The sequence below is a fragment of the Acinetobacter sp. ANC_7503 genome (assembly GCF_056780035.1).
On record NZ_JBWYJA010000012.1, the window covers coordinates 71,845 to 96,021 of the forward strand.

At 39.5% G+C, this 24,177-nt stretch carries 24 protein-coding genes; 12 read left to right on the plus strand and 12 right to left on the minus strand.

What is annotated here, in order from left to right:
• Nucleotides 1-16 precede the first annotated feature (16 nt).
• Nucleotides 17-1,030, plus strand: coding sequence for a CorA family divalent cation transporter (locus tag AC1M9M_RS12765; RefSeq protein WP_481596514.1), 1,014 nt, complete (start codon nt 17-19; stop codon nt 1,028-1,030).
• 110 nt (nt 1,031-1,140) lie between these two features.
• On the opposite strand, the gene AC1M9M_RS12770 is transcribed toward AC1M9M_RS12765, so the two are convergent.
• The 8 genes from AC1M9M_RS12770 to dxs form a co-directional block, all read right to left on the minus strand.
• Nucleotides 1,141-1,428, minus strand: coding sequence for an STAS domain-containing protein (locus AC1M9M_RS12770; protein ID WP_481592050.1), 288 nt, complete (start codon nt 1,426-1,428; stop codon nt 1,141-1,143).
• Nucleotides 1,429-1,440: 12 nt separating this feature from the next.
• Complete coding sequence (locus AC1M9M_RS12775) at nt 1,441-2,073, minus strand: MlaC/ttg2D family ABC transporter substrate-binding protein (RefSeq protein ID WP_035265038.1); 633 nt, start codon at nt 2,071-2,073, stop codon at nt 1,441-1,443.
• 19 nt (nt 2,074-2,092) lie between these two features.
• A complete protein-coding gene (gene mlaD, locus AC1M9M_RS12780) occupies nt 2,093-2,773 on the minus strand; it encodes an outer membrane lipid asymmetry maintenance protein MlaD (RefSeq protein WP_180028249.1) in 681 nt (226 codons plus the stop codon).
• A complete protein-coding gene (mlaE, locus tag AC1M9M_RS12785) occupies nt 2,773-3,552 on the minus strand; it encodes a lipid asymmetry maintenance ABC transporter permease subunit MlaE (RefSeq protein WP_481592051.1) in 780 nt (259 codons plus the stop codon). The genes mlaD and mlaE overlap by 1 nt, the downstream gene beginning before the upstream one ends.
• Entirely contained in the window at nt 3,549-4,367 is an 819-nt protein-coding gene (locus AC1M9M_RS12790; protein WP_035265033.1) for an ABC transporter ATP-binding protein, read from the minus strand. The genes mlaE and AC1M9M_RS12790 overlap by 4 nt, the downstream gene beginning before the upstream one ends.
• A 432-nt stretch (nt 4,368-4,799) precedes the next feature.
• Complete coding sequence (locus AC1M9M_RS12795; RefSeq protein ID WP_481596539.1) at nt 4,800-6,614, minus strand: DEAD/DEAH box helicase; 1,815 nt, start codon at nt 6,612-6,614, stop codon at nt 4,800-4,802.
• A gap of 408 nt (nt 6,615-7,022) precedes the next feature.
• Entirely contained in the window at nt 7,023-7,853 is an 831-nt protein-coding gene (locus AC1M9M_RS12800; RefSeq protein WP_035265030.1) for an inositol monophosphatase family protein, read from the minus strand.
• 118 nt (nt 7,854-7,971) lie between these two features.
• Nucleotides 7,972-9,876: a 1-deoxy-D-xylulose-5-phosphate synthase gene (gene dxs, locus AC1M9M_RS12805; protein ID WP_481596515.1), complete on the minus strand. Its 1,905-nt coding sequence runs from the start codon at nt 9,874-9,876 to the stop codon at nt 7,972-7,974.
• Between the two features lie 317 nt (nt 9,877-10,193).
• Here dxs and ribA point away from each other — a divergent pair, with 317 nt between their 5' ends.
• On the plus strand, nt 10,194-10,796 hold the full coding sequence (ribA, locus tag AC1M9M_RS12810) for a GTP cyclohydrolase II (RefSeq protein ID WP_180028265.1): 603 nt from the start codon (nt 10,194-10,196) through the stop codon (nt 10,794-10,796).
• Between the two features lie 86 nt (nt 10,797-10,882).
• On the opposite strand, the gene hemN is transcribed toward ribA, so the two are convergent.
• Nucleotides 10,883-12,253 (minus strand): oxygen-independent coproporphyrinogen III oxidase, encoded by a 1,371-nt coding sequence (gene hemN, locus AC1M9M_RS12815; protein ID WP_481596516.1) that lies wholly within the window; start codon nt 12,251-12,253, stop codon nt 10,883-10,885.
• A gap of 245 nt (nt 12,254-12,498) precedes the next feature.
• Here hemN and hemF point away from each other — a divergent pair, with 245 nt between their 5' ends.
• From hemF to AC1M9M_RS12840, 5 genes are all read left to right on the plus strand, one after another.
• Entirely contained in the window at nt 12,499-13,440 is a 942-nt protein-coding gene (hemF, locus tag AC1M9M_RS12820) for an oxygen-dependent coproporphyrinogen oxidase (protein ID WP_035265021.1), read from the plus strand.
• A 242-nt stretch (nt 13,441-13,682) separates the two neighbouring features.
• Entirely contained in the window at nt 13,683-13,895 is a 213-nt protein-coding gene (locus AC1M9M_RS12825; protein ID WP_481596517.1) for a hypothetical protein, read from the plus strand.
• Nucleotides 13,896-13,979: 84 nt separating this feature from the next.
• Nucleotides 13,980-14,768: a shikimate dehydrogenase gene (aroE, locus tag AC1M9M_RS12830; protein ID WP_481596518.1), complete on the plus strand. Its 789-nt coding sequence runs from the start codon at nt 13,980-13,982 to the stop codon at nt 14,766-14,768.
• Nucleotides 14,769-15,149: 381 nt separating this feature from the next.
• The gene (locus AC1M9M_RS12835; protein WP_481596519.1) at nt 15,150-16,973 is read left to right on the plus strand and encodes an acyl-CoA dehydrogenase C-terminal domain-containing protein; all 1,824 of its coding nucleotides are present in this window, start codon (nt 15,150-15,152) and stop codon (nt 16,971-16,973) included.
• Between the two features lie 172 nt (nt 16,974-17,145).
• Nucleotides 17,146-17,751, plus strand: coding sequence for an SRPBCC family protein (locus tag AC1M9M_RS12840; RefSeq protein WP_481596520.1), 606 nt, complete (start codon nt 17,146-17,148; stop codon nt 17,749-17,751).
• Nucleotides 17,752-17,810: 59 nt separating this feature from the next.
• Here the strand turns inward: AC1M9M_RS12840 and AC1M9M_RS12845 are convergent, their stop codons facing one another.
• Both AC1M9M_RS12845 and hemW read right to left on the minus strand, forming a co-directional pair.
• Complete coding sequence (locus AC1M9M_RS12845; protein WP_481596521.1) at nt 17,811-18,146, minus strand: hypothetical protein; 336 nt, start codon at nt 18,144-18,146, stop codon at nt 17,811-17,813.
• A 205-nt stretch (nt 18,147-18,351) separates the two neighbouring features.
• On the minus strand, nt 18,352-19,506 hold the full coding sequence (gene hemW / locus AC1M9M_RS12850; RefSeq protein WP_481596522.1) for a radical SAM family heme chaperone HemW: 1,155 nt from the start codon (nt 19,504-19,506) through the stop codon (nt 18,352-18,354).
• 112 nt (nt 19,507-19,618) lie between these two features.
• Between hemW and AC1M9M_RS12855 the strand changes: the two genes are divergently transcribed.
• The 4 genes from AC1M9M_RS12855 to AC1M9M_RS12870 all read left to right on the plus strand — a co-directional run bounded on the left by AC1M9M_RS12855 (nt 19,619) and on the right by AC1M9M_RS12870 (nt 23,250).
• Complete coding sequence (locus AC1M9M_RS12855; RefSeq protein WP_035264998.1) at nt 19,619-20,080, plus strand: DMT family transporter; 462 nt, start codon at nt 19,619-19,621, stop codon at nt 20,078-20,080.
• A 99-nt stretch (nt 20,081-20,179) separates the two neighbouring features.
• Entirely contained in the window at nt 20,180-21,484 is a 1,305-nt protein-coding gene (locus AC1M9M_RS12860; RefSeq protein WP_481596540.1) for an MATE family efflux transporter, read from the plus strand.
• 144 nt (nt 21,485-21,628) lie between these two features.
• On the plus strand, nt 21,629-22,921 hold the full coding sequence (locus AC1M9M_RS12865; RefSeq protein ID WP_481596523.1) for an ABC1 kinase family protein: 1,293 nt from the start codon (nt 21,629-21,631) through the stop codon (nt 22,919-22,921).
• 77 nt (nt 22,922-22,998) lie between these two features.
• Entirely contained in the window at nt 22,999-23,250 is a 252-nt protein-coding gene (locus AC1M9M_RS12870; protein ID WP_481596524.1) for a type B 50S ribosomal protein L31, read from the plus strand.
• Between the two features lie 73 nt (nt 23,251-23,323).
• On the opposite strand, the gene crcB is transcribed toward AC1M9M_RS12870, so the two are convergent.
• Entirely contained in the window at nt 23,324-23,704 is a 381-nt protein-coding gene (crcB, locus tag AC1M9M_RS12875; protein ID WP_481596525.1) for a fluoride efflux transporter CrcB, read from the minus strand.
• 119 nt (nt 23,705-23,823) lie between these two features.
• On the opposite strand from crcB, the gene AC1M9M_RS12880 reads away from it, so the two are divergent.
• Entirely contained in the window at nt 23,824-24,156 is a 333-nt protein-coding gene (locus AC1M9M_RS12880) for a HopJ type III effector protein (RefSeq protein ID WP_035264987.1), read from the plus strand.
• Nucleotides 24,157-24,177: the final 21 nt, after the last annotated feature.

The following is a 24,177-nucleotide window of genomic DNA, read 5'->3' on the forward strand; positions in this document are numbered from 1 at the left end:
AGGGAGAAAAGATAAAATGCTTGAAGCCTTTTATGCCACAGAGCGCGGTAGTCTAGAAGATGCAACGATCAATGGTGGGTTTGATTTACACCCTGAATTGGTTTGGATCGATTTAATTGCACCCTCTCAAGATGAGCAAGAATGGGTTTTAGATGCCTATAAACAAAATCTTCCAACACTAAAATCATTAGAAGATATTTCTTCATCTGCACGATTCTACCGTGATGATGATGGCATTTTACATATCAGTACGTATTTTTTAACGAAAAATAAAAACTACCAAGTCGATGGTGACCCTGAAGAGTCATCCAATATGCTAGGAACGGTTCAAACCGTTGCATTTATTTTACATAAAGATCGACTATTTACTTTACGTGGTGAAAAGCTCGTTGCTTTCCGTGCCTTTCGAGCACGTGCTCGCCGTAATGATTACGACATTGACTATAAAGATCCGACTTGGATACTTTTGGGTTTACTCGAAGCTAAACTCGATGAGCTTGCGGATATCTTAGAAGATATCCACAAGGATCTAGAACTCTACTCTACAGAAGTATTGAATGTTCGCCACCGTGAACAAATTCTTGATCTCGATGATATGATTACCCGTCTTGCTCAAAAAGAAGATATGTTGGGTAAAGCACAACTCTGTTTGATTGACTTACGCCGCGTTCTGACCTTCTTAGCAAGACCTCGTGCCTTAGGCAGTCATATTTATGATGCTGATATTCGAGAACTCAGTGAGGATGTTCGCTCATTAGTAGAACATGATGCATTCTTGTTCCAAAAGGTTCGATTCCTATTGGATACCACTTCGGGTTTCATTAATACTGAACAGAATGATACGATTCGTCGATTCTCGATTTTACCTAGCATGCTTGCTCCCCCGATGTTGGTGGCCAGTATTTATGGTATGAACACTGATGTACTGCCCTTTGCTCAAGGAACGACGAGCTTTGTTGTTGTCACTCTGATTATCCTAGTATTCTTATTTGGACCACTGATTTATTTTAGATGGAAAAAATGGATTTGAGCACGCTTGGATGTTGTGTTTTTTAAACAACGTATGAAGTACCTTCTGTTGAGTAAATTACTATTTTAAAGCGATAAAAAAGCACCCTAAGGTGCTTTTTTATTTTTCAATCAAATCAATTTTAAATCATTTTCTAAATGGCAAGATTGAATGATTTTCATCATTTTTTCTGGCACAGATTTAAACTGTAAACTCGATATTCCAGGTGCTTGACGCAATAAACGCACTAAAACAGCTAGCGCCAGAGTACTACCATGTTCAAGACCTGATAAATTTACAGTAAGTGGAAACTGCTTTGCCTGCTGAATCAACATTAAACCTTGTTGATAATACTGTTCAGCATTGTCGAAACTAATTTTTCCAGAAACTATAATTTCTTGATCTTTGAGTGAAATCACAATTGTTCTCTGTTATTTTTTCTCAACTGCAGCTTCAGCATCAGGCTTAAAGTTTGCAATTGCTTTATTGATATCGCCACCATTACGCTTCACAGTAGCAGCAAACTGATTACGGAATTGCAAACCTAAGTCAATTCCAGAAACGTTGATATTGCGAATCTTCCACTGATCACCTTTATCAGCCAATTGGAACGATACAGGGATCTTCTCACCTTTGTTAATAAAATCAATCGTTACAACAGGGTTTTTAGTGTTAGATGCTTTATAGGGACGAATTGTATATGTCTGATTAGAGAACTTAGAGAAAGCACTACCATAGTTTTCAATCAATGTTTCACGGAAGTTCTTCTCAAACTGTGCGCGTTGAGCAGCATTACTATATTGATTCGTCGCATAAGTTCCCATCACGATACGAGTAAATGATTGCGAATCAATATATGGATCTAAATTTTGACGAACAATTGCGCGTACCGCAGCAGGGTTATTTTGTAACTTAGCTTGGTCTGCTTTTAAACGTGAAATTAAGCCATCAGCTACTTTTTTGATAAATGCAGGAGGAGTCTCCGTAGGTGCAGCAAATGCTGTACTCGCAATCATCGTCGATAAAACGCTAACAGTCAGTGTTTGCTTGACGAACGTATTCATTTATTTTTCCTCTATTTAATCATTCAACAAAAGAAGCAGTTTCATCTGTGAACTCCACAGTTTCTGCATCTGATGAACCATTTGAATCTTTTTTCGCAGCTGAATCACCAGCACCACCTGTCACAAATTTAGACACTAAGTCTTCAATTTCCATTGTGCTTTGTGTGTTGCCAATTTGATCACCACGTTTTAAATAATTTAAACCACCACCTGGAACAATTTTGAGATACTTCTCGCCCAGTAAGCCATTTGTCGCTACCATAATGTAAGCATCTTCATCAATATTGGTGATGGAGTTCATGTTAGCGATCAGTTGCTTTTCCATTTCTTTTTGTTGCGATGGCGTCGCAGCTTCATAGTCACTGCTATAACGCAACTCTTCTAAAGCACCTTCTTGCACAGTTTTAAGTTGTTCATCATTGAAAGATGTCAGCTCACCATCTAAATTAATTTTCACTGTTGCAAGACGTGTTAACGGATCTAATGTGATTGACTCAACTTCACCAACTTTTACACCGCTCAGTGCAACTTTAGCACGTGGTTTAATACCATTCACATTATCAAAAGTTGCGGTCATGCTATAACTGTCTTTTAAATTTGTCCCAGCTAAGCCACTTACTTTCATTGCCAAGAAAAATAATGCACAACCAAATAGAATCACGAATATTCCAACTGCGAGCTCACTCGTACGTGATTTCATTACACACCTCCAAACATGACCGCAGTCAAAACAAAATCAAATCCTAAAACACATAGTGATGAATACACTACCGTTCTTGTTGTTGCTGTCGCAATGCCTTCTGATGTAGGCTCGCATGAATATCCCTGATATACGGCAATCCACGTACAGATTAAAGCAAATACAAAGCTTTTGATGATCGTGCCATTAAAGACATCTTTATAAAATTGAACGGCACTTTCCATACCACTCCAATACGAACCTTCATCAGCACCTAAAAAATCCACACCGACCATTTTTCCGCCCATGATCCCCACAGCAGCAAAAATTACGGCAAGCATAGGCAAACTAAATATACCCGCCCATAAACGTGGTGAAATAATGCGTTTAAGTGGATCAACACCGATCATTTCCATACTAGACAATTGCTCAGTCGCTTTCATCAAACCAATTTCGGCGGTTAAAGCAGATCCTGCACGCCCCGCAAAAAGAAGTGCAGCAACCACTGGCGCAAGTTCACGCAACAAGGTCAACGAAACTGCTGCACCAAGCATCGCTTCACTGCCGAAAGTGACCAAAATGCTATACATCTGTAAACCCAAGACTGCACCTATAAACAGCCCTGACACCACAATGATAAGCAATGATAATACGCCAACACGATACATTTGATAGATAAAGAGTTTGACTCCAATCCAAGTCGGTATCGAAAATAAAATTTGAACTAGCATAATGGCTGCAACGCCAATACCTTGAACACGTTCTATAACGCGTCTACCTAGTGAGGCTATCGCATTCATGTACGCACCTCATCACTTAAATATGCTTGATGACTAAATTGATAATCCACAGGACCTTCGACCGAACCTGTTAAGAATTGACGGACGAAAGGCGAACTATGATTCTTTAACTGATCAGGTGTGCCCTCGCCTTGTACTTTACCTTCCGCAACCACATAAATGTAATCTGCGATCGATAATGTTTCAGCAACATCGTGAGACACGATAATGGTCGTTAGGTCTAACGCTTCTCGTAAAGAACGAATCAATCGGGTTAAAACCCCCATTACGATGGGATCCTGACCAGCAAATGGTTCATCGTACATAATCAAATCTGGATCTAGTGCGATTGCACGAGCTAACGCCACACGGCGATTCATCCCCCCTGAAAGCTCAGAAGGCATCATTTGCTCAGCGCCACGTAATCCCACAGATTCGAGTTTTAAAGCGACCAGTTCTGCAATCAAATGTTCAGGCAATTGAGTATGGGCGCGGATAGGGAAAGCTACATTTTCATAGACAGTCATATCAGTGAAAAGCGCACCACTCTGAAAGAGCATCCCCATACGAGCACGAGCTTTAAACAATTCCTGACGACTCATTTGGCTAATATTTTTACCATCCAACAAGACCTCGCCTGCATCAGGTACAAGTTGCCCCCCAATGAGTCTAAGAAGCGTGGTTTTCCCCGTCCCTGAAGGCCCCATAATGGCAGTAATTTGACCCTTACGAATCTTTAAATTGACTTGGTCGTAAATAACACGATCACCACGATTAAAGCTTAAATTTTTTACTTCGATCAACGCTTGCTCATCGATTTGTATTTGATTATTCATAGCTGAGCGTGTTCCTACAATTTTTCAGCTTGCATACTATACTCTGAAATAACTGAATTTAAATGTTATTTATAAAATACAAGGTTAAGCGGACATTGTAGCATTATTGATCATTTTTATTAATTTTGCTTATAGAAATATAGAAAGATGTGTTTTATTTATGAAACAATGATTTGAAATTATTCTTTTTTATAAATTTATAATGTGATACTAAAAAAGTAATAGGCAAGATTAAGTAATACCAATAAAAAGAACACGTACATCATGATTGCACCAACATTCATTTGCTTCGTCTCAATCATTATAATCTTATTATTCATATTTTACATTTACCATAAATAATGTGAACTTATTCACTTTTATTCTAACAGATTTTTTTATATGAGCAATAAAAAACCAGCCCAAAGGCTGGTTTTTATTTAGCTTTACCGATTAGTCGTTAAATTTACGACGTGGGCGATCGCTATTGAATTCACGCTTTGGACGGTCATCACCAAATGTACGTTTTGGACGATCAAAACCACCTTCACGACGTGCTGGACGGTCACCGAAATCACGTTTTGGGCGGTCACCAAAACTGTTTTCACGAGGTTTATAATCTACACGGTTACCACGATTGTCATCGTTAGAACGAGGGCGATCACCGAAATCACGCTTTGGACGATCATCAAATGAACGTTGCGGACGGTCACCGAAATCGCGACGTGGACGATCTTCGCCATTAAACTCACGACGTGGACGGTCATTGTTAAACTCGCGACGTGGACGATCTTCACTATTGAATTCACGACGTGGACGATCGTTGTTGAACTCGCGACGCGGACGATCTTCGCCATTAAATTCACGACGTGGACGGTCGTTGTTAAACTCGCGACGTGGACGATCCTCACCATTGAATTCACGACGTGGACGATCTTCACCAAACGAACGGCGTTCGCCATCACGGTTACCTTCGCGACGTTTGAAGTTTGATTCACCTTCAAAACGACGACCACCACCGAAACCACCACGGCCACGGCCTTCACCACCACGGCCACGACCGCGACCAGCGCCATCACGACTACCGCGTGCTGGAGGTGGAGATGGCTCAAGACCTTCAATTTCAGAAACTTCTAGACGTGCATCTAAGTAGTCTTCTAAAGCACGAATTTTACCACGTTCACGGTAGGTCGCTAATGTGATTGCTTTACCAGTACGACCTGCGCGACCTGTACGACCAATACGGTGTACATAATCTTCGTTCTTCATTGGAAGACCAAAGTTAATCACGTGTGAAATTGTTGGTACATCTAGACCACGTGCTGCAACATCAGTTGCAACTAAAATTTTTGCGCGACCTTCACGGATGCTGCGCAAACGACGGTTACGTACAGTCTGTGGCATTGCACCATGAAGTGCTACAACTGAAAGACCAGCTTCAGACAGTTCTTCTGCAAGCATATCTGTATCTTCTTGCGTAGAAGCAAATACAACAGCTTGATCAAGATCTTCTTCATTTAACCAATGTGTTAAAAGCTTTTTCTTGTGCTCAAAACCATCAGTCCAATGTAAAGTCTGAGTGATGTCAGTATTCGTCGTGTGACCAGTTTCAATCGCAATACGTTCTGGTTCATTCATCATACGTTCTGCCAACGTAATAATACGTGGTGCGAAAGTCGCAGAGAACATTAATGTTTGATCACGGTTACCCGCTAAATCACTGATCGCCTCTAAATCTTCAGAGAAACCAAGATCAAGCATACGGTCTGCTTCATCTACGATTAATGATTTAACTTTGTCCAATTTGATTTGACGACGGTTTACTAGATCAAGTAAACGACCTGGAGTCGCCACAACAACTTGTGCACCTTTTAATTGTTGGATTTGTTTACCAAAAGGCATACCACCCATAATCGCAGCAATACGAACACCTTTCATGTGACGTACAAATGCAATCGCATCTTGGCTCACCTGTTGAGCCAATTCACGTGTTGGGCAAAGTACTAAAATTGTAGGTGCGGTTACAGCACGCATACGCTCTTTGAAAGAAAGCAACGTATCTTCACTACCCGCTAAAGCGTGAAGTGTAGGTAATAAGAATGCAGCAGTTTTACCAGAACCTGTTTGGCTTGATACTAAAAGATCTTTACCATCTAAAGCAGCAGGAATTGATTGTTCCTGAACAGGAGTAGGCGATGTAAAGCCTAATGCTTGTAATGCTTGTTGAAGTGATTCGTGTAGTGGAAAATCAGCAAAAGTTTTGCTCATAGAGTTTTTCACCCGAAAATTGGGTGCTCCATTAAATAAAGTCTGATGGACATCGGCAAAAAGCGGTACAGCAATAATCGCTGAAAATATAGAATCAGCGGCGATCCGAGAACGACGATGCGTATAACGCACACATGATTACAGCCTGAACCTGAAGGAATCGCTTTTAGCGATTGGGTGGGGCGCGAAATAATGTCCTCTCTTTGGACCGGACGCGCATACACAATATAGAAGAGAAATGTTCAGGTAATGAACGAAATTTAGTGCGTGCGCGGAGTATAACAGATTTTTTTATAATGTCATTAAGTTTAATTGCTTTTTGGTGCATTCAAGTACAAATATTCAAATTTATCATGTTTTGGACATAAAAAAGCTCCCAGTTAGGGAGCTTTCATAAATTTGATCTGCTTATTTAGCAGCAGCACCCCAGGCTGGGACAACTGCTTGCATCAATGGTTTCAATAATTTCATAGAACAAGCCAAGACTTGACCATTTTCCATTGAATTTGAACCACCGCGCGCATCAACTACTGTACCACCAGCCTCTTTAACAATTAGCTCACCCGCTGCGATATCCCATGGTTTCAAACCAAGTTCGAAATAACCATCGTAACGACCAGCAGCAACATAAGCTAAGTCAAGTGCTGCCGAACCTAAACGGCGGAATTGAGCACCTTGTTCAGATACAGCCAACAAAGAATCGAAGTGATTTTTTGCATAAGAAACTACTTCGCCATCGCGTTTAGCACGATATGCATGACCAACAGCCAAGAATGTACGATCTAAACTATCTTTTACATTCACACGAATACGACGTTGGTTCATCATTGCACCGCGACCGCGACTCGCAGAGAACAATTCATCTTTGATTGGGTCATACACAACACCGTGTTGAGTCACGCCTTTGTGTTGAACTGCAATAGAAATACAGAAGTGTGGGACACCATTAATGAAGTTTAAAGTACCATCTAAAGGATCGATCACCCAACACCAGTCAGCATCGTGACCTTTACCTTCTTGCATACCAAACTCTTCACCAAGGAAGCTGTGATTTTTATAGCTTTTGCGCAAGATATCGATCGTCAACTCTTCAACATAGCGATCAACGCGAGTCACAGGACCTTCGATACCTTTTTCTTCAACTTGCAGATCAAGTTTATGACGATTCTGATGCGCTTTTAAAAGCTCTTGACCAACTGTTTGAGCCGCACGCGCAGCCATCACCACCATAGGTTCCATTGAACACCCACTACAAATTTGAAGATACTGATAAAGAATAATGCATAAAAGCGCCGACATTTTATCAAATATCGACGCTTTTAGGTAAAAAATGTTTCTAAAATTTTATGACTTGTATTTAAACCACCTGTACAAGTTTTAACCAAGCTTGTTGAATTGAAGATTGAATACCTTCTGCATCTAATCCACAATCTTTAAGCATCTCAGCATGACTGGCTTGCGCTAAGAATTGATCAGGTAAACCTATGTTCAAAACTGGCTTAAGAATGTGATCGGCCATTATAAATTCATTCACAGCACTTCCAGCACCACCCATGACTGCATGCTCTTCAACCGTTACAAAAAGTTGGGTTTGATCTGCATATTGTCGAATGATTTGACCATCTAGGGGTTTAACAAAACGCATATTCACAACGCGTACTGCAACATCCAATTGATCAACTAAAAGCTGAGCAGCATGTTCTGCAACACTCACGCGGCTACCGAAAGCTAAAATAGTAATCACTTCTTCGGCTTTTACATTCAGCTCCAAAGTTAACTCAGCTTTACCAATTTCAAGCGCTGTCAGTTCTTTTTGAATTTCAACACCTAAACCATTTCCGCGTGGATAACGTACTGCAGCAGGACCCGGGTGCAAATAAGCGGTATGTAGCATTTGACGGCATTCATTTTCATCTTTTGGTGCCATAATCACGATATTCGGAACTGTACGCATAAATGCGTAATCATATGCACCAGCATGAGTTGGTCCATCCTCACCTACTAAACCTGCACGATCGATACCAAATGTGACATCAAGGTTTTGTAATGCCACATCATGAATGAGCTGATCATAACCACGCTGTAAGAAGGTTGAATAAATTGCCACTACTGGTTTTAAACCTTCACATGCCATACCAGCAGCTAAGGTCACTGCATGTTGTTCTGCAATTGCCACATCAAAGTAACGATCAGGATATTGTTTGGCGAATTGCACCATACCTGAACCTTCACACATGGCAGGTGTAATGGCTAACAACTTATCATCCAACTGGGCTTCATCACACAACCATTGCCCAAAAACATCAGAATATTTGGGTGCTTTTGTTGAAGCTGATGCAGCATTTAATTTAGCAATTGCGTGATATTTTATTTGATCTACTTCAGCAGGTGCGAAGCCCTTACCTTTCTTGGTATAGATATGAATTAAGCGCGGCCCCTTACGTTTTTTTAAGGCACTAAATACATTAACAAGTTCATCAACATTATGACCATCGAATGGACCAAAATAGTCAAATCCAATCGCTTTAAATAAGTTATCTGCAGCCTCTGTAGCAGCACAATGTAAGCGTGAAGTGTAGTCCCACTCAGGATAATCCCGAATAAATGGATTACCCTGCTCATCAATGTGTACAGATTGCCCTTTTTCCCAAATCGCAGCCAAATGTTTTGCAAAACCACCCGTGCTACATGAAATCGACATATCATTATCGTTCAGTACCACCATGAGATCAGCATTATGTGCAACAGCATCATTCATGGCTTCGAATGCCATCCCTGCTGTCATTGCACCATCACCGATAATTGCAACCACTTCACAAGGATCTTTTTGATAACGACGAGCTAAAGCCATTCCCAAACCCGCTGAAATAGCAGTTGATGAGTGGCCCACACCAAAAGTATCAAACTCAGACTCTTCACGAGCGGGGAACGCCGCTAAGCCATTTTTTGCACGAATTGTTGTTAGTTGCTCACGACGTCCAGTCAAAGCTTTATGTGGATATGCTTGATGACCCACATCCCAAATAAGACGATCATGTGGTGTATTGAAACAATAATGCAAAGCAACAGTTAATTCGATTACACCCAGATTGGCACCGAAATGCCCACCACTTTGTCCAGCAGCATACAAAATAAATTGACGTAGCTCGTCCGACACTTGACTCAATTGTTCTTTGGCTAGTTGACGCAATTGCATTGGATGATCAATCGCATCCAACAAAGGCGTAACAGGACGTTGACTAGGTATTTCGGTATACAACATATGTGGCAATGCCTTCTAAAGCCTGGCAAATCCTAAGCTAGGTAAATGGGTTAGCTCGATTCTTCTTATTGATCGAGAAATCGAAAAAAAACACCTTAAATCAACCACATTTATATTGGTCCAGTGTTAAGCTTTCGCTAAACGGGCGTTGTTAGGTAGCTAGATTATCCTGAATATCGATGCTACTTATCAACTATTATCTTGTGCTTTGCAAAAAAAAGGAAATCTTCTGTGTAAATTTGCACAATGATACTCAACTATGGTCTGATCATTCAGCTATACTTTAGCCAAATTATGAACATGTAATGGAAGTCGCTGTGCCTATAGAGTTTGTTGCCACATCTAAATTACCCACTGCCTTTGGTGATTTTAAAATCACTGTTTTTCAAGATCCTAAAACAGGTGAAGAACACGTAGCATTGTCAAAAGGATTAGATACAGCACCCACCTCTCCTGTCTTGGTACGAATCCATTCCGAATGTTTAACAGGTGATGCTTTTGCTTCATTAAAATGTGATTGTGGCCCACAACTTCAAGCAACTCAAAAACTGATTAACGAAGCAGGACAAGGCGTAATTTTATATTTACGTCAAGAAGGTCGTGGTATTGGTTTAACCAATAAAATTCGTGCTTATGCCTTGCAAGATCAAGGACATGACACAGTGGATGCCAACCTGATGCTCAACTTACCCGCTGATGCGCGTAAATACGATATGTGCAGTATCATGCTGGATCACTTACAAGTGAAAAAAGTCAAACTGGTTACGAATAATCCTCTCAAAATTAAAGCTTTAACTGATTTAGGAATTGATGTGGTTGATCGTGTCCCGTTAACGGTCGGTTTGAATAAATTCAATGAAGAATACTTAAAAACCAAACATGAGCGCATGTCACATATGTATCAAAAGGATGATTTTTAACTACAGCATAATTTAATCGTTGTAAAAAATACCCCGATGCTTAGGGGTATTTTTTCACTTAGACTCAATCTAATTTGTGAAGATGACTATATCGTCATAGAAAATATCCGATTTTCAGGTTTGTTTCTTTTTAACCTTAAATCGAAAGCCATACAGATATTTCGTACAAATGGTTTTCCAGCTTCCGTTACCTTCAATCCATATTCACTCATCTTCACAAGTTGGTCATTTTGCATTTCAGCTAAATCTTCTAAAACTTGTGGTCGCTGTGCAAAATCCATGTCACCTTGCCAATTCGTCTCAAAGTGGCACATGAGATTTAAAATGTGTTTTCTGATTTTCAAATCTTCTTCTGTTAAAAGATGGCCTTTAAAAACTGGAATTTCATTTTGTTCTAATCGAGCATAATAATTTTCAAGCGTCTTTTCATTTTGGGCAAAACCTTGCCAACAATCGCCAATAGCTGACATCCCTAAGCCAATCATCACTTCTGTTTTTGAAACGGTATATCCCATAAAATTACGATGTAACTGTTGGGCTTGAAATACCTGATACATATCATCATGCTCAAGCGCAAAATGATCCATTCCTATTTCATGATATCCAGCAGACAATAATTTTTGTTTTCCTTGCTCATAACACTGTCTTTTCTCTTCATCGCGCGGAACATCATGGTCTTTAAAACCACGTTGCCCATTACCTTTGATCCATGGTACATGTGCATAACTGTAAAAGGCTAAACGATCTGGCTTAATTTGAATGGTTTGATCAATTGTGTTTAAAACATCATCTAAATATTGAAAGGGCAGCCCGTAGACCAAATCATGCGAAATAGACGTATAACCAATTTCACGCGCCCATTTTGTAACCTGCTTTACGTGTTCAATAGGTTGAATTCGGTGGATCGCTTTCTGCACGGTTTCATTATAATCCTGCACACCAAAACTAACGCGTCTAAAACCCAATTCAAACAGCGTCTTTAAATGTTCGTAGGAAGTATTATTAGGATGTCCTTCAAAACTAAATTGATGATCTTCAGCTACTGCTGATAACGCTAAAAGCCCATCAATCAACTGTTTAAGATGCTGAGGAGAAAAAAATGTAGGTGTCCCTCCGCCTAGATGTATCTCTTTAATCAAAGGACGCTCTACAAATAACTCACAATACAATTTCCATTCTTTTAACAGAGCCAAAATATAGGGCTGTTCCATTTCATGTTTTTTAGTGATTTTTTTATGACATCCACAAAAAGTACATAAGGACTCGCAAAAAGGTAAGTGAATGTAAAGGCTAATACCATGTTGGCTATTCGATTTATCAAAACGTATTTTTAGTTTTTGCTGCCATAGTACTCGATCAAAAGTCGACTGCTCCCAATACGGAACTGTGGGATAGCTCGTATATCGAGGACCTGGAACATTATATTTTTGCACCAGTGAAACAACGTTTTCGAACATATCCCCACCTTTAAAATCACCACATATTAAAAGCTTAACTGCTTTCAGTCGTCCTATTTTGAGGAGCTTATTGTTTTAATTCAACCTAGTATCTTGGTCAGGATTCATAAGCAAATTCAAATCACAAAGTACGTTTACCCTGACTAAACTTAAATCTCGATCTGCTATATCGATAAAATTACCTTAATCTTTCATACAATTTATGTTTTGATGTAGCTAGTTTTTCATTGCCCAAGAGGCTTGGTATGTCACACCCGACTTCTGCAGATATTCAACGTGTTCGTGAATTTTTACTCGACTTACAAACTCGAATTTGTGCTGCGCTTGAACAACAAGAACAACAAGGTGGCGGTAATGCCCAATTTGAGATCGATGATTGGGAACGTCCCGAAGGTGGTGGTGGCAGATCACGCGTATTGCAAGATGGTACAGTGATCGAAAAAGGTGGTGTGATGTTCTCGCACATCAATATCTCAAAGTTACCAGCATCTGCTACCGAACGGCACCCACATATAGCTGGCGCACAAGCACAAGCCATGGGGGTTTCTTTAGTGATCCATCCTAGAAATCCAAATGTGCCGACCTCACATGCCAACGTAAGACTATTTGTCGCAGAAAAAGAAGGACAAGATCCTATTTGGTGGTTTGGCGGCGGTTTTGATTTAACGCCATTTTATCCGAATGATGAAGATGTTAAATCATGGCATCAAACTGCGCACGATCTTTGTGCACCTTTTGGCGATCATGTCTACCAAGATCATAAAAAATGGTGTGACGATTATTTTTATTTGAAGCATCGTGATGAACAACGTGGTGTCGGTGGGTTATTTTTTGATGACTTAAATCAGTGGGATTTCGAAACTTGTTTTAAATACATGCAAGCTGTAGGCAATGGATATCTCAATGCGATTCTACCAATCTTCCAACGTAATCAAGATAAACCCTATAGTGAAGCTCAACGCGATTTCCAATTGTATCGTCGTGGGCGCTATGTGGAATATAACTTAGTTTACGATCGAGGGACGTTATTTGGATTACAAACTGGCGGTCGAATTGAGTCTATTTTAGTAAGTCTTCCTCCATTAACGGGTTGGAAATACAGACCTGAATGGGATGAAGGCTCTGCTGAAAAAAAATTAACCGACTACTATTTAAAACCGAGAGATTGGCTCGCTGAACTGCATTAAATGTAAATCACTCGCCCTGTTAAAACAGGGCTTTTTTGTTGAGCAATATATTCATCCCATTGTCTAACGAAATTGAATAATTACATTACATTCTCTTAGAAAAAAAGGCACAATAGATAAAATTGATTAAATTTTGTCACACTTCTGACACAGCTCTTAAGTTTAATTTAAGCAAAGTACTGTACAATCAATTTTTACTTGTATTACTCATGGAAGTCTTTACTTCTGCATAAGGAATCGATATGCAACACAACTCTATTCGCGCACGTGTTGTCGTATTTTGGACACTGATTATTGCTCTTTTGAGTGCAATCAGTACCACTATATTTTCAGAAACACTACTCAATGATAGCTTTGGTTTTAGCTTGATGGTGTTTGCAGCTGTTGGTCTACTGCTCAACATTGCGCATATTTTACTTCATACCCTATTTGAAATTTGTAACCCAAGTCATTAATACACTTCATTAAAGATGTTCATATTGGGAACTTTCTGCATTTGACGTATATTGTTTGCCACTTCTTCATCAGGAATTAGAGCAATGCGCAAACAATTTGCCGTAATTGGAAATCCCATTGAACAATCTCGATCTCCAGAGCTTCATCATGCGTTCGCACAAAAGACTGGGGTGATCCTTGAATATAGCAAACGCCTTGCTCCTCTCGATGGTTTTACACAGAGTATCAATGAATTTTTTAAGGCTGGTGGTATTGGTCTGAATGTCACGGTGCCGTTTAAAGAACAAGCTTTTGCACAATGTGATGTACTCACTGAACGTGCCAAAATTGCAAAAGCAGTAAATACACTATGGATGAAAGATGGTGTATTGCATGGCGACAATACCGATGGCCAAGGACTTGTTGCAGCCATTCAACATTTAAATTGGCCTCTTGAGCAAGCAACCGTGCTTATTTTAGGCGCAGGTGGTGCAACACGTGGCGTGATTTATCCACTGCATAAAGCTGGTGTAAATAAAATCATGATTGCTAATCGAACGGTTGCTCGCGCAGAGCAATTGATTCAGGACTTACAACCTGCTGTCCCAGATCTAGAGCTAAACGCTTGTGGTCTTGATCACATAGCAGGTGAATTTGATATTGTTATTAATGCTACCTCGGCAAGCTTATCTGGCGATGCAATCAATCTACCTCAACAGTTAAAATTCAAATATGCCTATGAAATGGCCTATGGCAAACCTTCCACTTTCCTTGATCAAGCGAAACAGCGTGGAATTCCGACTGCAGAAGGATTTGGAATGCTCGTTGGACAAGCGATTGAATCTTTCGCGATTTGGAATGGTGTGCGTCCAGAATTAAAAGATTTTATTTAGTTTTTTGCACACGTTTAGTGCCTTGTGAATAGTGCAATTTTTTAAATTGCACTTTTTTCTCTCTATAATATCGATTAAATCTCTTCGAATTGATTTTAGTGACATATTTTTAGTGCATATTCAAATTGAATAAATTCAAATTAAACATATGGTCATCCACACAACAAAACCAACCTAAGCTTATGTATTAATAATATTATTTTTCCTAATAAACTCCTACTACAACAAATAAATTCAGTTTATATTCATTCAAGAGCCTAAACACTAATTCGCAATTCTGACATTTATTTCCGTGACTTACATCAATGTTTTTTTAGTGTTGTAGGTCAATAATCGGATCATCTAACAAGTATTTTCTCTATTCAAATTAGGAAAAGTTCAATGCCTGCATATAAAGCGCCCGTACGTGATATTCGTTTCTTAATGAACGAAGTTTTTGATTATCCTGCGCACTATAAAACTCTAAGCAACGGCGAAGCTGCTGACTCTGATACTGTCGATATGATTATCGAAGGTGCTGCAGATTTCTGTGAAAATGTATTATCTCCACTTAATCAGTCTGGAGATGAAGAAGGCTGTCATTTTAAAGATGGCGAAGTCAAAACGCCTAAAGGTTTCAAAGAAGCTTACGAGCAGTTTGTACAAGGTGGCTGGCAAGGTCTTTCTTATCCTGAAGAGTTTGGTGGTCAAGCACTGCCTATGTCGCTGAACCTGATCAAATCAGAAATGATGGGTACAGCAAACTGGTCTTTCACGATGTATCCGGGCTTAAGTATGGGTTGTATGAATACCATCATGCAATTTGGTACTGAAGAACAGAAAAACACCTACATGCCTCACCTCACTGCTGGTACATGGTCAGGCACAATGTGTTTGACTGAACCACAATGTGGTACAGACTTGGGTCAAGTTAAAACTAAAGCTGAACCTAAAGGTGACGGTACTTATGCTATCACAGGTACTAAAATCTTTATTTCTGCGGGTGAACACGATTTAACTGAAAATATCATTCATATTGTGTTGGCACGTCTTCCAGACTCTCCAGCTGGTACGCGTGGTATTTCATTATTCATTGTTCCAAAATTCATCCCAACTGCTGATGGTGGTGTAGGCGAACGCAATCCTGTGACTTGCGGTTCTATTGAACACAAAATGGGGATCAGAGCATCTGCTACTGCCGTACTGAACTTTGATGCTGCAACGGGTTATCTGATTGGTGAAGTCAACAAAGGCTTACACGCAATGTTTACCTTCATGAATACGGCGCGTATCGGAACTGCTGTTCAAGGTTTAGCACATGCAGAACTTGCATTCCAAGGTGCATTACCTTATGCAAAAGAACGTATGTCAATGCGCGCACTCTCAGGTAAAAAAGAGCCTGAAAAAGTAGCTGACTCAATTATCCATCATGCTGATGTTCGCCGTATGCTTTTGACTCAAAAAGCGATTGCTGAAGGTGGCCGTGCAATGATCTATCATGCTGCACAGCTTGCTGACAAAATGACTGATGCTTTAGCTCAAGGTGATCAAGCGAAGTTTGATGATTACGATGATAAATTAGGTTTCTATACCCCAATTTTGAAAGGCTTCTTAACAGAGTTAGGTTTAGAAGCAGCAAACCACGGTATGCAAGTCTTTGGTGGCCATGGTTATATCAAAGAACATGGTATGGAGCAGATCGTTCGTGATGCGCGTATTTCAACGCTTTACGAAGGTACAACTGGTGTTCAAGCACTAGACTTAATCGGTCGTAAAGTACTGTTATCTTCTAAAGGTAAAGTCGTTCGTGACTATACAGCTGAAATCTTAAAATTCTGTGGCCAGCACGCACGCAATAAATACATGCGCCGTTTTGCTTGGGACTTAACTAAGATTTGTGCACAATGGAACGCATTAACTGTACGTATTATGCTTGCTGCACGCAAAGATCGCGACATCGTTTCAAGTGCTTCTGTGGATTACTTAATGTTCTCTGGTTATGCAATGATGGCATACTACTGGGCTCAACAAGCGGCAGTGGCATCAGCGAAGTTAGCATCAGGTGATGGTCAAGAAACTCCTGAGTTTTATAAAGCGAAAATCAAAGTTGCAGATTTCTACTTTGAGCGTTTACTTCCACGTGCCCAAGGTCATGCTGAATCTATGGTTAACCCTTCGAAAACTTTAATGTCTTTAGAAGCTGAACACTTCAGTTTTGATTACTAAGATTTCATAGAAAAAAAGACCGCCAAGGCGGTCTTTTTTTATTAATTCAATAAACCATTGTACTTTAAGAATACGAAATTACATTTAGAGCAAGAATACAACAGTGGTATCTTGATCAAGCGATATAAATATTCCAAATGAGCTTTTATCAATATACAAAAAGGAAAATAATATGCATAAGACATTGATCTCCTTCTCTTTACTCAGTGCAGTCTTTCTCGCTACAAATAGCTTCGCTGAATCGGATATTAAAAATCACCAAAAAACCACGACGTATTCAACAAAGAATTTGAATTACTCGACGAGTGGATCTGCTGAGGTCATTATTCATCGCCCTGTGAGTGAAGTCTTCAATATTTTAACCAATGTGAATCTTTGGCCAAAAATTAATGTGGGTGCAACTCAAGCCATTGAGCCTAAGAATATTCGTGTTCAAAAAGGTACGACTTTCAAAGAATTTATTAGCAGCCCTATTCAAGGCATAAAAGATTGGAGTAATGAATGGCATGTGATTGAGTTTGAGAAAGATAAGAAGTTTGTTATCGCAACCATAGAACAATTTGCTCAAGTCCCAATCCATTCAAAAATTACCTATGAATTTGATCGTATCAACGCCAATAGCACAGAATTTGAACGAACTATTGAAGTAACTTTAGACGATAAATTTATTCAAGACGCGACAAAACAAGAAGTTGAAGCCCTGTATCGTTTTATTGGTTCTCAGTGGGAAATGGCCAATCATTTAAAAAAATATGTTGAAGATCAACGCTCAAATTAAGGGATTAAAAAACACCTGATTGAACAACCAATCAGGTGTTGTAAATTAATGCATATATTTTAATGCTCTCGGTACTCTTTAATCTCTATTGGCTTATCTTTCACGAGTTCAACTGTTCCCTCATTCAAACCATTGAAATTTTTAAAATGAATTGAAACACCATCTCTATTTGCAAGTTTTACACCACTTGCAGCAACCGCGCTCTTCAAGTGATAAACCGCATCCGAGTTATCCCTGAGTTCTGCCGTCTGAAAATTGTCTTTTGTTTTTAGCTCTAATGTTAAATCCATTGGTCCAGTAAAATGGATCACCTGTTCACCTTCAGCACGAGCAACTTGATCAACAGGCGCTGAAGCTTCAGCATTTAAATGCGCTGGTCTCTCTTGTTCTGACATTTGCTCACTATTTTTGTTTTTTATCAGCACAACCAACGAATGCCAATCCCAAGATTGAAGCCACTAGAACTAATTTCATTTTTATTACCTATCTTGATGAAAACCATTAAAAAAACTCATCATTATTTTCACAGTAAAAAAGCGAAATAAATGTGGATTTAACAGTTTCGCTGTTAAAAATTACATTGGAGTTTAACTATAAAACTTACAGAAACTCCTCAAGCAATGAGTTCAAATATAAATGTCCTTGAGCAGTGCATGACAAACGGTTTGGATCATCTACCATTAATTTTCTGTCAATCAATGATTGAACTTGATCTTGGATTGATTGCAAAGATAAACCTGTACGAGCTTCATAATGTGAAGTTGGTACACCTTGATTAAGTCGAAGTGCATTCATCATAAATTCGAATGGCATTTCATCAGCTTCAATTTTCTTAAACTGCAAATGCTCTGCAGGGACTTTCGCTAGATAATCTTTCGGTAATCGTGTTTTTTGGTAACGATATACACCATCACTTAGCGTCACTTTAGCATGCGCACCAGCACCAATCGCTAAGTAATCGCCAAATTGCCAATAATTTAAATTATGTGCTGAGGGTTTTTCTTTACGCCAAGCCGACACTTCGTAGTTAGTAAAACCATTTTCGATTAAATAGGCCTCACCCTGTACCTGAATTTCTTCTAATACATCATCGACAGGCAATATAGGTTGAGTTCGAAAAAATACGGTATTGGGCTCAATGGTTAACTGATACCACGAGATATGTGTAGCACCGTGCTCCACGGCAAGTTTTAAGTCAAGTAATGCTTGTTCAAGCGTTTGTTCAGGTAAGCCGTGCATTAAATCAACATTAATTCGCTTAAAGCCTGCATCCTTCACCAAACCAATTGCTGAAATTGCATCTTGGTTGGAATGAATACGCCCCAGTTTTTGAAGATGATTCGAGTTAAAACTTTGGACACCTAAAGACAATCGATTGATCCCCGCCTTTAAATAATCTGCAAATGGATCATGTTCTACCGTTCCCGGGTTGGCTTCTAAGGTAATTTCACAATCATCCTCAAACGGAATCAAAGCGCTTAGCTGAGCAAATAGCCATTGATACCCTTGAGCAGAAATGAGAGAAGGAGTACCTCCACCTATGAACACGCTATGAATTTGACGACCCTGAGCAAAATTTATCTGTGTTTTGAAATCCTCAACCAATGCTTGTAAATATTCTTTCTCCAACGTCATGGACAATGCCCCATTGGGTACTGCATGCGAATTAAAGTCGCAATATGGACATTTACGCACACACCACGGCATATGAATATAAAGTGACAATGGAATATCTTGTGGATTCAAAGTAGCCAAACGTACAGCTCAAAACTTAAAAAACTTATTTTAACATGACTACACCATAACGCTCAGAACTGATTCAGTTTTTACTTTACACTCAATATAAAACAAGGACGTGGGTGCATTTATGTTTAAAGTCGCGAGCCAATTTTTATTCTTTATCCCTTTAGCGCTGGGGATCGGAATCGCAATGACCTTCCAAACTGCGATTAACACACAATTACGTGAATATTTATATTCTCCATTACAAGCTGCACTTTTATCATTTTTGATTGGTACAATAGTTCTCGCAATACTGGTTTTTTTTCAACAGACTGAAAAACCACAATTGAGCGAAATTGTACAAATTCCTTGGCATCTTTGGCTTGGCGGTTTTTTAGGTGTTTATGCCATCAGTATTAGTATTTATTCCGCACCTAAATTAGGTTTCTTAACCTTATCGGCATTAATTATTTTTGGACAGATTGTTATGTCCATGATAGTCGACCATTTTGGAATTTTAGGTACAGAAAAAATTGCCATTAATTGGCAGCGCATTTTGGGTGGCGTGGTGATTTTTATAGGTGTGCTTCTCACTTTACAACGCTAAACCTTCATTCTAAGCACATAAAAACGATGAGTAATTTTTGTGTCTAATGTGACTGCAACCTCCAACATCAGTTATGAATTAAAAAAACTATTTCATCTCATGATCCCAATCTTGATTACGCAATTTTCGCAAGCAGGATTAGGACTGATTGATACCATTATGGCAGGACATTTATCTGCATTAGACTTAGCAGCAATCGCTGTCGGGGTAGGTCTTTGGATTCCTGTCATGTTGCTATTTAGCGGTATTATGATTGCAACAACGCCGTTGGTTGCTGAAGCAAACGGTGCGAGGACTCCAGAGAAAATTGCCACTATTACACGACAAGCATTATGGGTTGCTTTAGTTCTCGGGATTATTGCTGGTCTAGTCTTACAGATTCTCCCCTATACGCTTCCTCTTCTTGGCGTTCCAGAGTCACTTCACCCTAAAGCTGGCCTATTTTTACATGCGATTGGATTCGGTATGCCAGCGGTCACCATGTTTGCTGCACTACGAGGATACTCTGAGGCGATTGGTAATCCACGCCCAGTGACTGTGATCAGTTTAATGGCCTTAGTCGTACTTATTCCGCTTAATTTTGTGTTTATGTATGGTCTAGGTCCAATTCCTGCATTGGGAAGTGCTGGATGTGGATTTGCAACGGCAATTCTACAGTGGCTGATGCTGATCACGTTGGCATTGTATATCTTGAATAATCAGGCATATCAAAAAACCCAACCCTTTAGTCATTTTGAAAAAATTGATCGCTACTGGTTAAAACGCATCCTTGCTTTAGGTTTCCCAATTGGCTTGGCTATCTTCTTTGAAGTCAGTATTTTCAGTACTGCAGCAATTGTATTGAGTCCATTGGGTGAAATTACGGTAGCAGCGCATCAGATCGCCATCTCCATTACGTCACAATTATTTATGATCCCGATGTCTCTCGCGATCGCACTTACCATCCGAGTGGGAACGTATTATGGTGAAAAGGATTACCAATCTATGCGTAAAGTCCAATGGTTGGGTTTAGCATCAAGTACTGTACTGGCAGTAATGACCATGGTTTTATTGTGGGTCTTCCGCCATCAAATTGTCGCGTTGTATACCTCTGATGTATTGGTGACTCAAATTGCGGTTTACTTGGTGCTATTCGCTGTTGCTTACCAACTGATGGACGCTTGGCAAATCAGTGCTGCAGGTTGTCTAAGAGGCATGCAAGATACAAAGGGTCCTATGTGGATTACTATGCTTGCCTATTGGGTGATTGCATTCCCTGTAGGCGTATATCTCTCTAGATTTACCAACATTGGCCCTGCGGGTGTATGGATTGGATTGATCGTGGGGTTAAGTATTGCCTGTGTACTCTTACTCGGACGTTTATATATGAATAATCAGCGACTTGAGCGTAGTCAATCATCATGAACAATAAATCCCGGATGCTCGGGATTTATTTTTTTATGCCAATCATTTACTTACAACTCATTAACAATTTCAAATATGCATCTTTTGATTTGTCGCCTATGATCAAATCAGAAGATGAAAATAATGAATCGAGGTTCTCAACTCATGGCAAACAAAGCGAGCTCTCCCGGCCGTCGTTTCATGAAACTCGCAGGTATGACTGCAAGTATTGCTACTAAAACCGTGTCCAACTCTATCCGCACCTTTAATGCAGATGATGATAAAAAAAACGAAGCACGCAGTAAGCTATTTCAAGACATTGGTGTTCAAATTGCAGATACCCTTGGGGAAATGAAAGGTGCTGTAATGAAAGTTGGTCAAATTGCATCACAATATAAAGATATTTTCCCGCCTGAAGTCGCGAAGGCTATTGCTAAATTACAACGTCAAGCCCCTGCGATGCCCTTCCAACAAATCAAGCAACAAGTAGAAAAAGAACTTGGTCAGCCACTGTTAGAGGTTTTTAAAACATTCGATGAACAACCTTTTGCAGCAGCTTCGATTGGGCAAGTTCATAAAGCAACCTTAAAAAATGGCCAAGAAGTCGTTGTGAAAGTACAGTACCCAGGCGTAGATGAAGCATGCGAAAGCGATCTAAAACAAGTTCGCTTGGCTTTACGTTTGATGGGTGTATTAAAAGTCGATAAAAAATTACAAGATCGATTATTTGCAGAAATTCAAGACAGCTTACACGAAGAGCTCAACTATGAAATTGAAGCGCAAAATTTAGAGGTATTTAGAACCTTCCATCAAGCATTGGATTCTAAAATTATTATCCCACAAGTTTTCAAAGATTATTCCAGCAGACGAGTTCTTACATTGAGCTTAGAAGCAGGTGACAATATTGAAACCGCAAGCACTTGGCCGCTTGCAACACGTAACGAAATTGGTCGTCGACTAATTCAGGCTCTTGGCCATCAGATTTTCTATCTAAAACGCTTTCATTGTGATCCGCATCCTGGCAATTTTGCTTTCCGCTCAGATGGTAGTGTCATCATCTATGATTTTGGTGGTGTTAAAACCTTATCTGCTGAACTGGTGGATCGATTTAAAAAATTAGTTCGCGCTGGTCGTGCTGAAAATATCCAAGAGATTGAACAACATCTATTCGCGTTGGATGCTCTTGCTGAAACAGGAAAATTCCCTGAGGAACTTTACAAACAATGGTTAGAAGTGTTGCTCAGACCCCTTACCACTCAATACAATTTTGCTAAAAACTCATCTCATCATGATGGCGTCATTTTAGTGAAAAAATCACTTAAGTATTGGGATACATTTAAGCCCTCTCCAGACACATTAATGGTCAATCGTACGATTTCTGGACACTATTGGAATCTGATTAACTTAAAAGTCGATGACAATCTCAATGATTTGTTTGAAACGCTCGTTCCTAATTGAAAAATTAACAAGACCTTACAATGCTCATTGTTGTTATGTTATATTATAACAAAATATAAATAATTAGGAGTGTTTCCATGCGTCCCAATATTCATCCTGAATACCATGAAGTACTGTTTCATGATACCAACTCAGATCAGTATTTCATCATCGGTAGTACGATTCAGTCAAAGCAAACCAAAGAATATCAAGGGAAAACTTACCCCTATGTCACGCTAGATATTTCAAGTGCTTCGCACCCTTTCTATACTGGTGAAGTCCGTCAAGCTAATAATGAAGGACGTGTGGCAAGTTTCAATAAGCGTTTCGGTCGCTTTAAACGTAAATAATAAAATTTTCGACTCTCACTATTTTAAAGCCTAAATTTACTCCTCCAATTTAGGCTTTTTTTTATTCTTATCGTTATTTATGGGTTAAATAAAATTGAGTAAAGGAAAAACTCAAAACCAATCCCAAGAGTCCAATCATGATACTACTCACAACATACATCAGTGCCAAATTGTATTGCCCAGATTTTATGAATTGAAAAGTTTCCAAGCCAAAACTTGAGAATGTGGTAAAACCACCTAATATGCCAACCATAAAAAATAGGCGAGCTTCTTGTTGTAATACAGGATATTGTAAACTGAATGCAAAAAATCCCCCTGCTAGAACACAGCCCAAGATATTCACAATCCAAGTTGCCCATGGAAATTGATCTGCATTTTGCATGAACCACATACTGGTCATATATCGAAGTGTTGCACCAATCGCTCCACCACATGCTACCCATAACCAACTCATATTATGTCCGTTCTCGTGTATTGATCATATTTTTACCTTAAAAAGTAACGAATTATTGTCTTGGATTCACGCGTTTTTTCGTTAAGATGTAGCAAATTTAAACGTGTAAGGACTCAATTATGGCTCAAGCATTATTGGAACAATTAAAAAATGGCGAAGCAAAATTTGCCGACGTAATTTCATTTATTGAAGCAGGTTATACACATACGCCAACCGCATTTAGTAATGGTCAACAATATAATGCCAGTAATGAAAATCAAGGGAGTGCTAAAGTTTTTTCCTTTGCCAAATTAAATGGTCTTTCTCAAGAACAAACATTACAGCTTTTTGCAGAACACTACGCTTCTGTTCTGGCGACACCTGAAGCATCAGATCATCAAAATATCCGTCAATTCATGATTCATGGATGGGATGGCATTAAATTTGAAGGAAATGCACTCACTGCGAAATAATCATAAATAAAGACTAGCGCT

Bases quoted from the DNA above. Each gene is read 5' to 3' on its own strand.
- crcB (WP_481596525.1), bottom strand. From the start codon at position 23,704: ATGAGTTGGTTATGGGTAGCATGTGGTGGAGCGATTGGTGCAACACTT.
- AC1M9M_RS12860 (WP_481596540.1), top strand. From the start codon at position 20,180: ATGATCCCAATCTTGATTACGCAATTTTCGCAAGCAGGATTAGGACTG.
- AC1M9M_RS12845 (WP_481596521.1), bottom strand. From the start codon at position 18,146: ATGTCAGAACAAGAGAGACCAGCGCATTTAAATGCTGAAGCTTCAGCG.
- aroE (WP_481596518.1), top strand. From the start codon at position 13,980: ATGCGCAAACAATTTGCCGTAATTGGAAATCCCATTGAACAATCTCGA.
- AC1M9M_RS12835 (WP_481596519.1), top strand. From the start codon at position 15,150: ATGCCTGCATATAAAGCGCCCGTACGTGATATTCGTTTCTTAATGAAC.
- AC1M9M_RS12865 (WP_481596523.1), top strand. From the start codon at position 21,629: ATGGCAAACAAAGCGAGCTCTCCCGGCCGTCGTTTCATGAAACTCGCA.
- AC1M9M_RS12775 (WP_035265038.1), bottom strand. From the start codon at position 2,073: ATGAATACGTTCGTCAAGCAAACACTGACTGTTAGCGTTTTATCGACG.
- AC1M9M_RS12880 (WP_035264987.1), top strand. From the start codon at position 23,824: ATGGCTCAAGCATTATTGGAACAATTAAAAAATGGCGAAGCAAAATTT.
- AC1M9M_RS12795 (WP_481596539.1), bottom strand. From the start codon at position 6,614: ATGAGCAAAACTTTTGCTGATTTTCCACTACACGAATCACTTCAACAA.
- AC1M9M_RS12800 (WP_035265030.1), bottom strand. From the start codon at position 7,853: ATGGAACCTATGGTGGTGATGGCTGCGCGTGCGGCTCAAACAGTTGGT.
- mlaD (WP_180028249.1), bottom strand. From the start codon at position 2,773: ATGAAATCACGTACGAGTGAGCTCGCAGTTGGAATATTCGTGATTCTA.
- AC1M9M_RS12790 (WP_035265033.1), bottom strand. From the start codon at position 4,367: ATGAATAATCAAATACAAATCGATGAGCAAGCGTTGATCGAAGTAAAA.
- AC1M9M_RS12855 (WP_035264998.1), top strand. From the start codon at position 19,619: ATGTTTAAAGTCGCGAGCCAATTTTTATTCTTTATCCCTTTAGCGCTG.
- dxs (WP_481596515.1), bottom strand. From the start codon at position 9,876: ATGTTGTATACCGAAATACCTAGTCAACGTCCTGTTACGCCTTTGTTG.
- AC1M9M_RS12825 (WP_481596517.1), top strand. From the start codon at position 13,683: ATGCAACACAACTCTATTCGCGCACGTGTTGTCGTATTTTGGACACTG.
- AC1M9M_RS12765 (WP_481596514.1), top strand. From the start codon at position 17: ATGCTTGAAGCCTTTTATGCCACAGAGCGCGGTAGTCTAGAAGATGCA.
- mlaE (WP_481592051.1), bottom strand. From the start codon at position 3,552: ATGAATGCGATAGCCTCACTAGGTAGACGCGTTATAGAACGTGTTCAA.
- AC1M9M_RS12870 (WP_481596524.1), top strand. From the start codon at position 22,999: ATGCGTCCCAATATTCATCCTGAATACCATGAAGTACTGTTTCATGAT.
- hemN (WP_481596516.1), bottom strand. From the start codon at position 12,253: ATGTTCGAAAACGTTGTTTCACTGGTGCAAAAATATAATGTTCCAGGT.
- AC1M9M_RS12840 (WP_481596520.1), top strand. From the start codon at position 17,146: ATGCATAAGACATTGATCTCCTTCTCTTTACTCAGTGCAGTCTTTCTC.
- hemF (WP_035265021.1), top strand. From the start codon at position 12,499: ATGTCACACCCGACTTCTGCAGATATTCAACGTGTTCGTGAATTTTTA.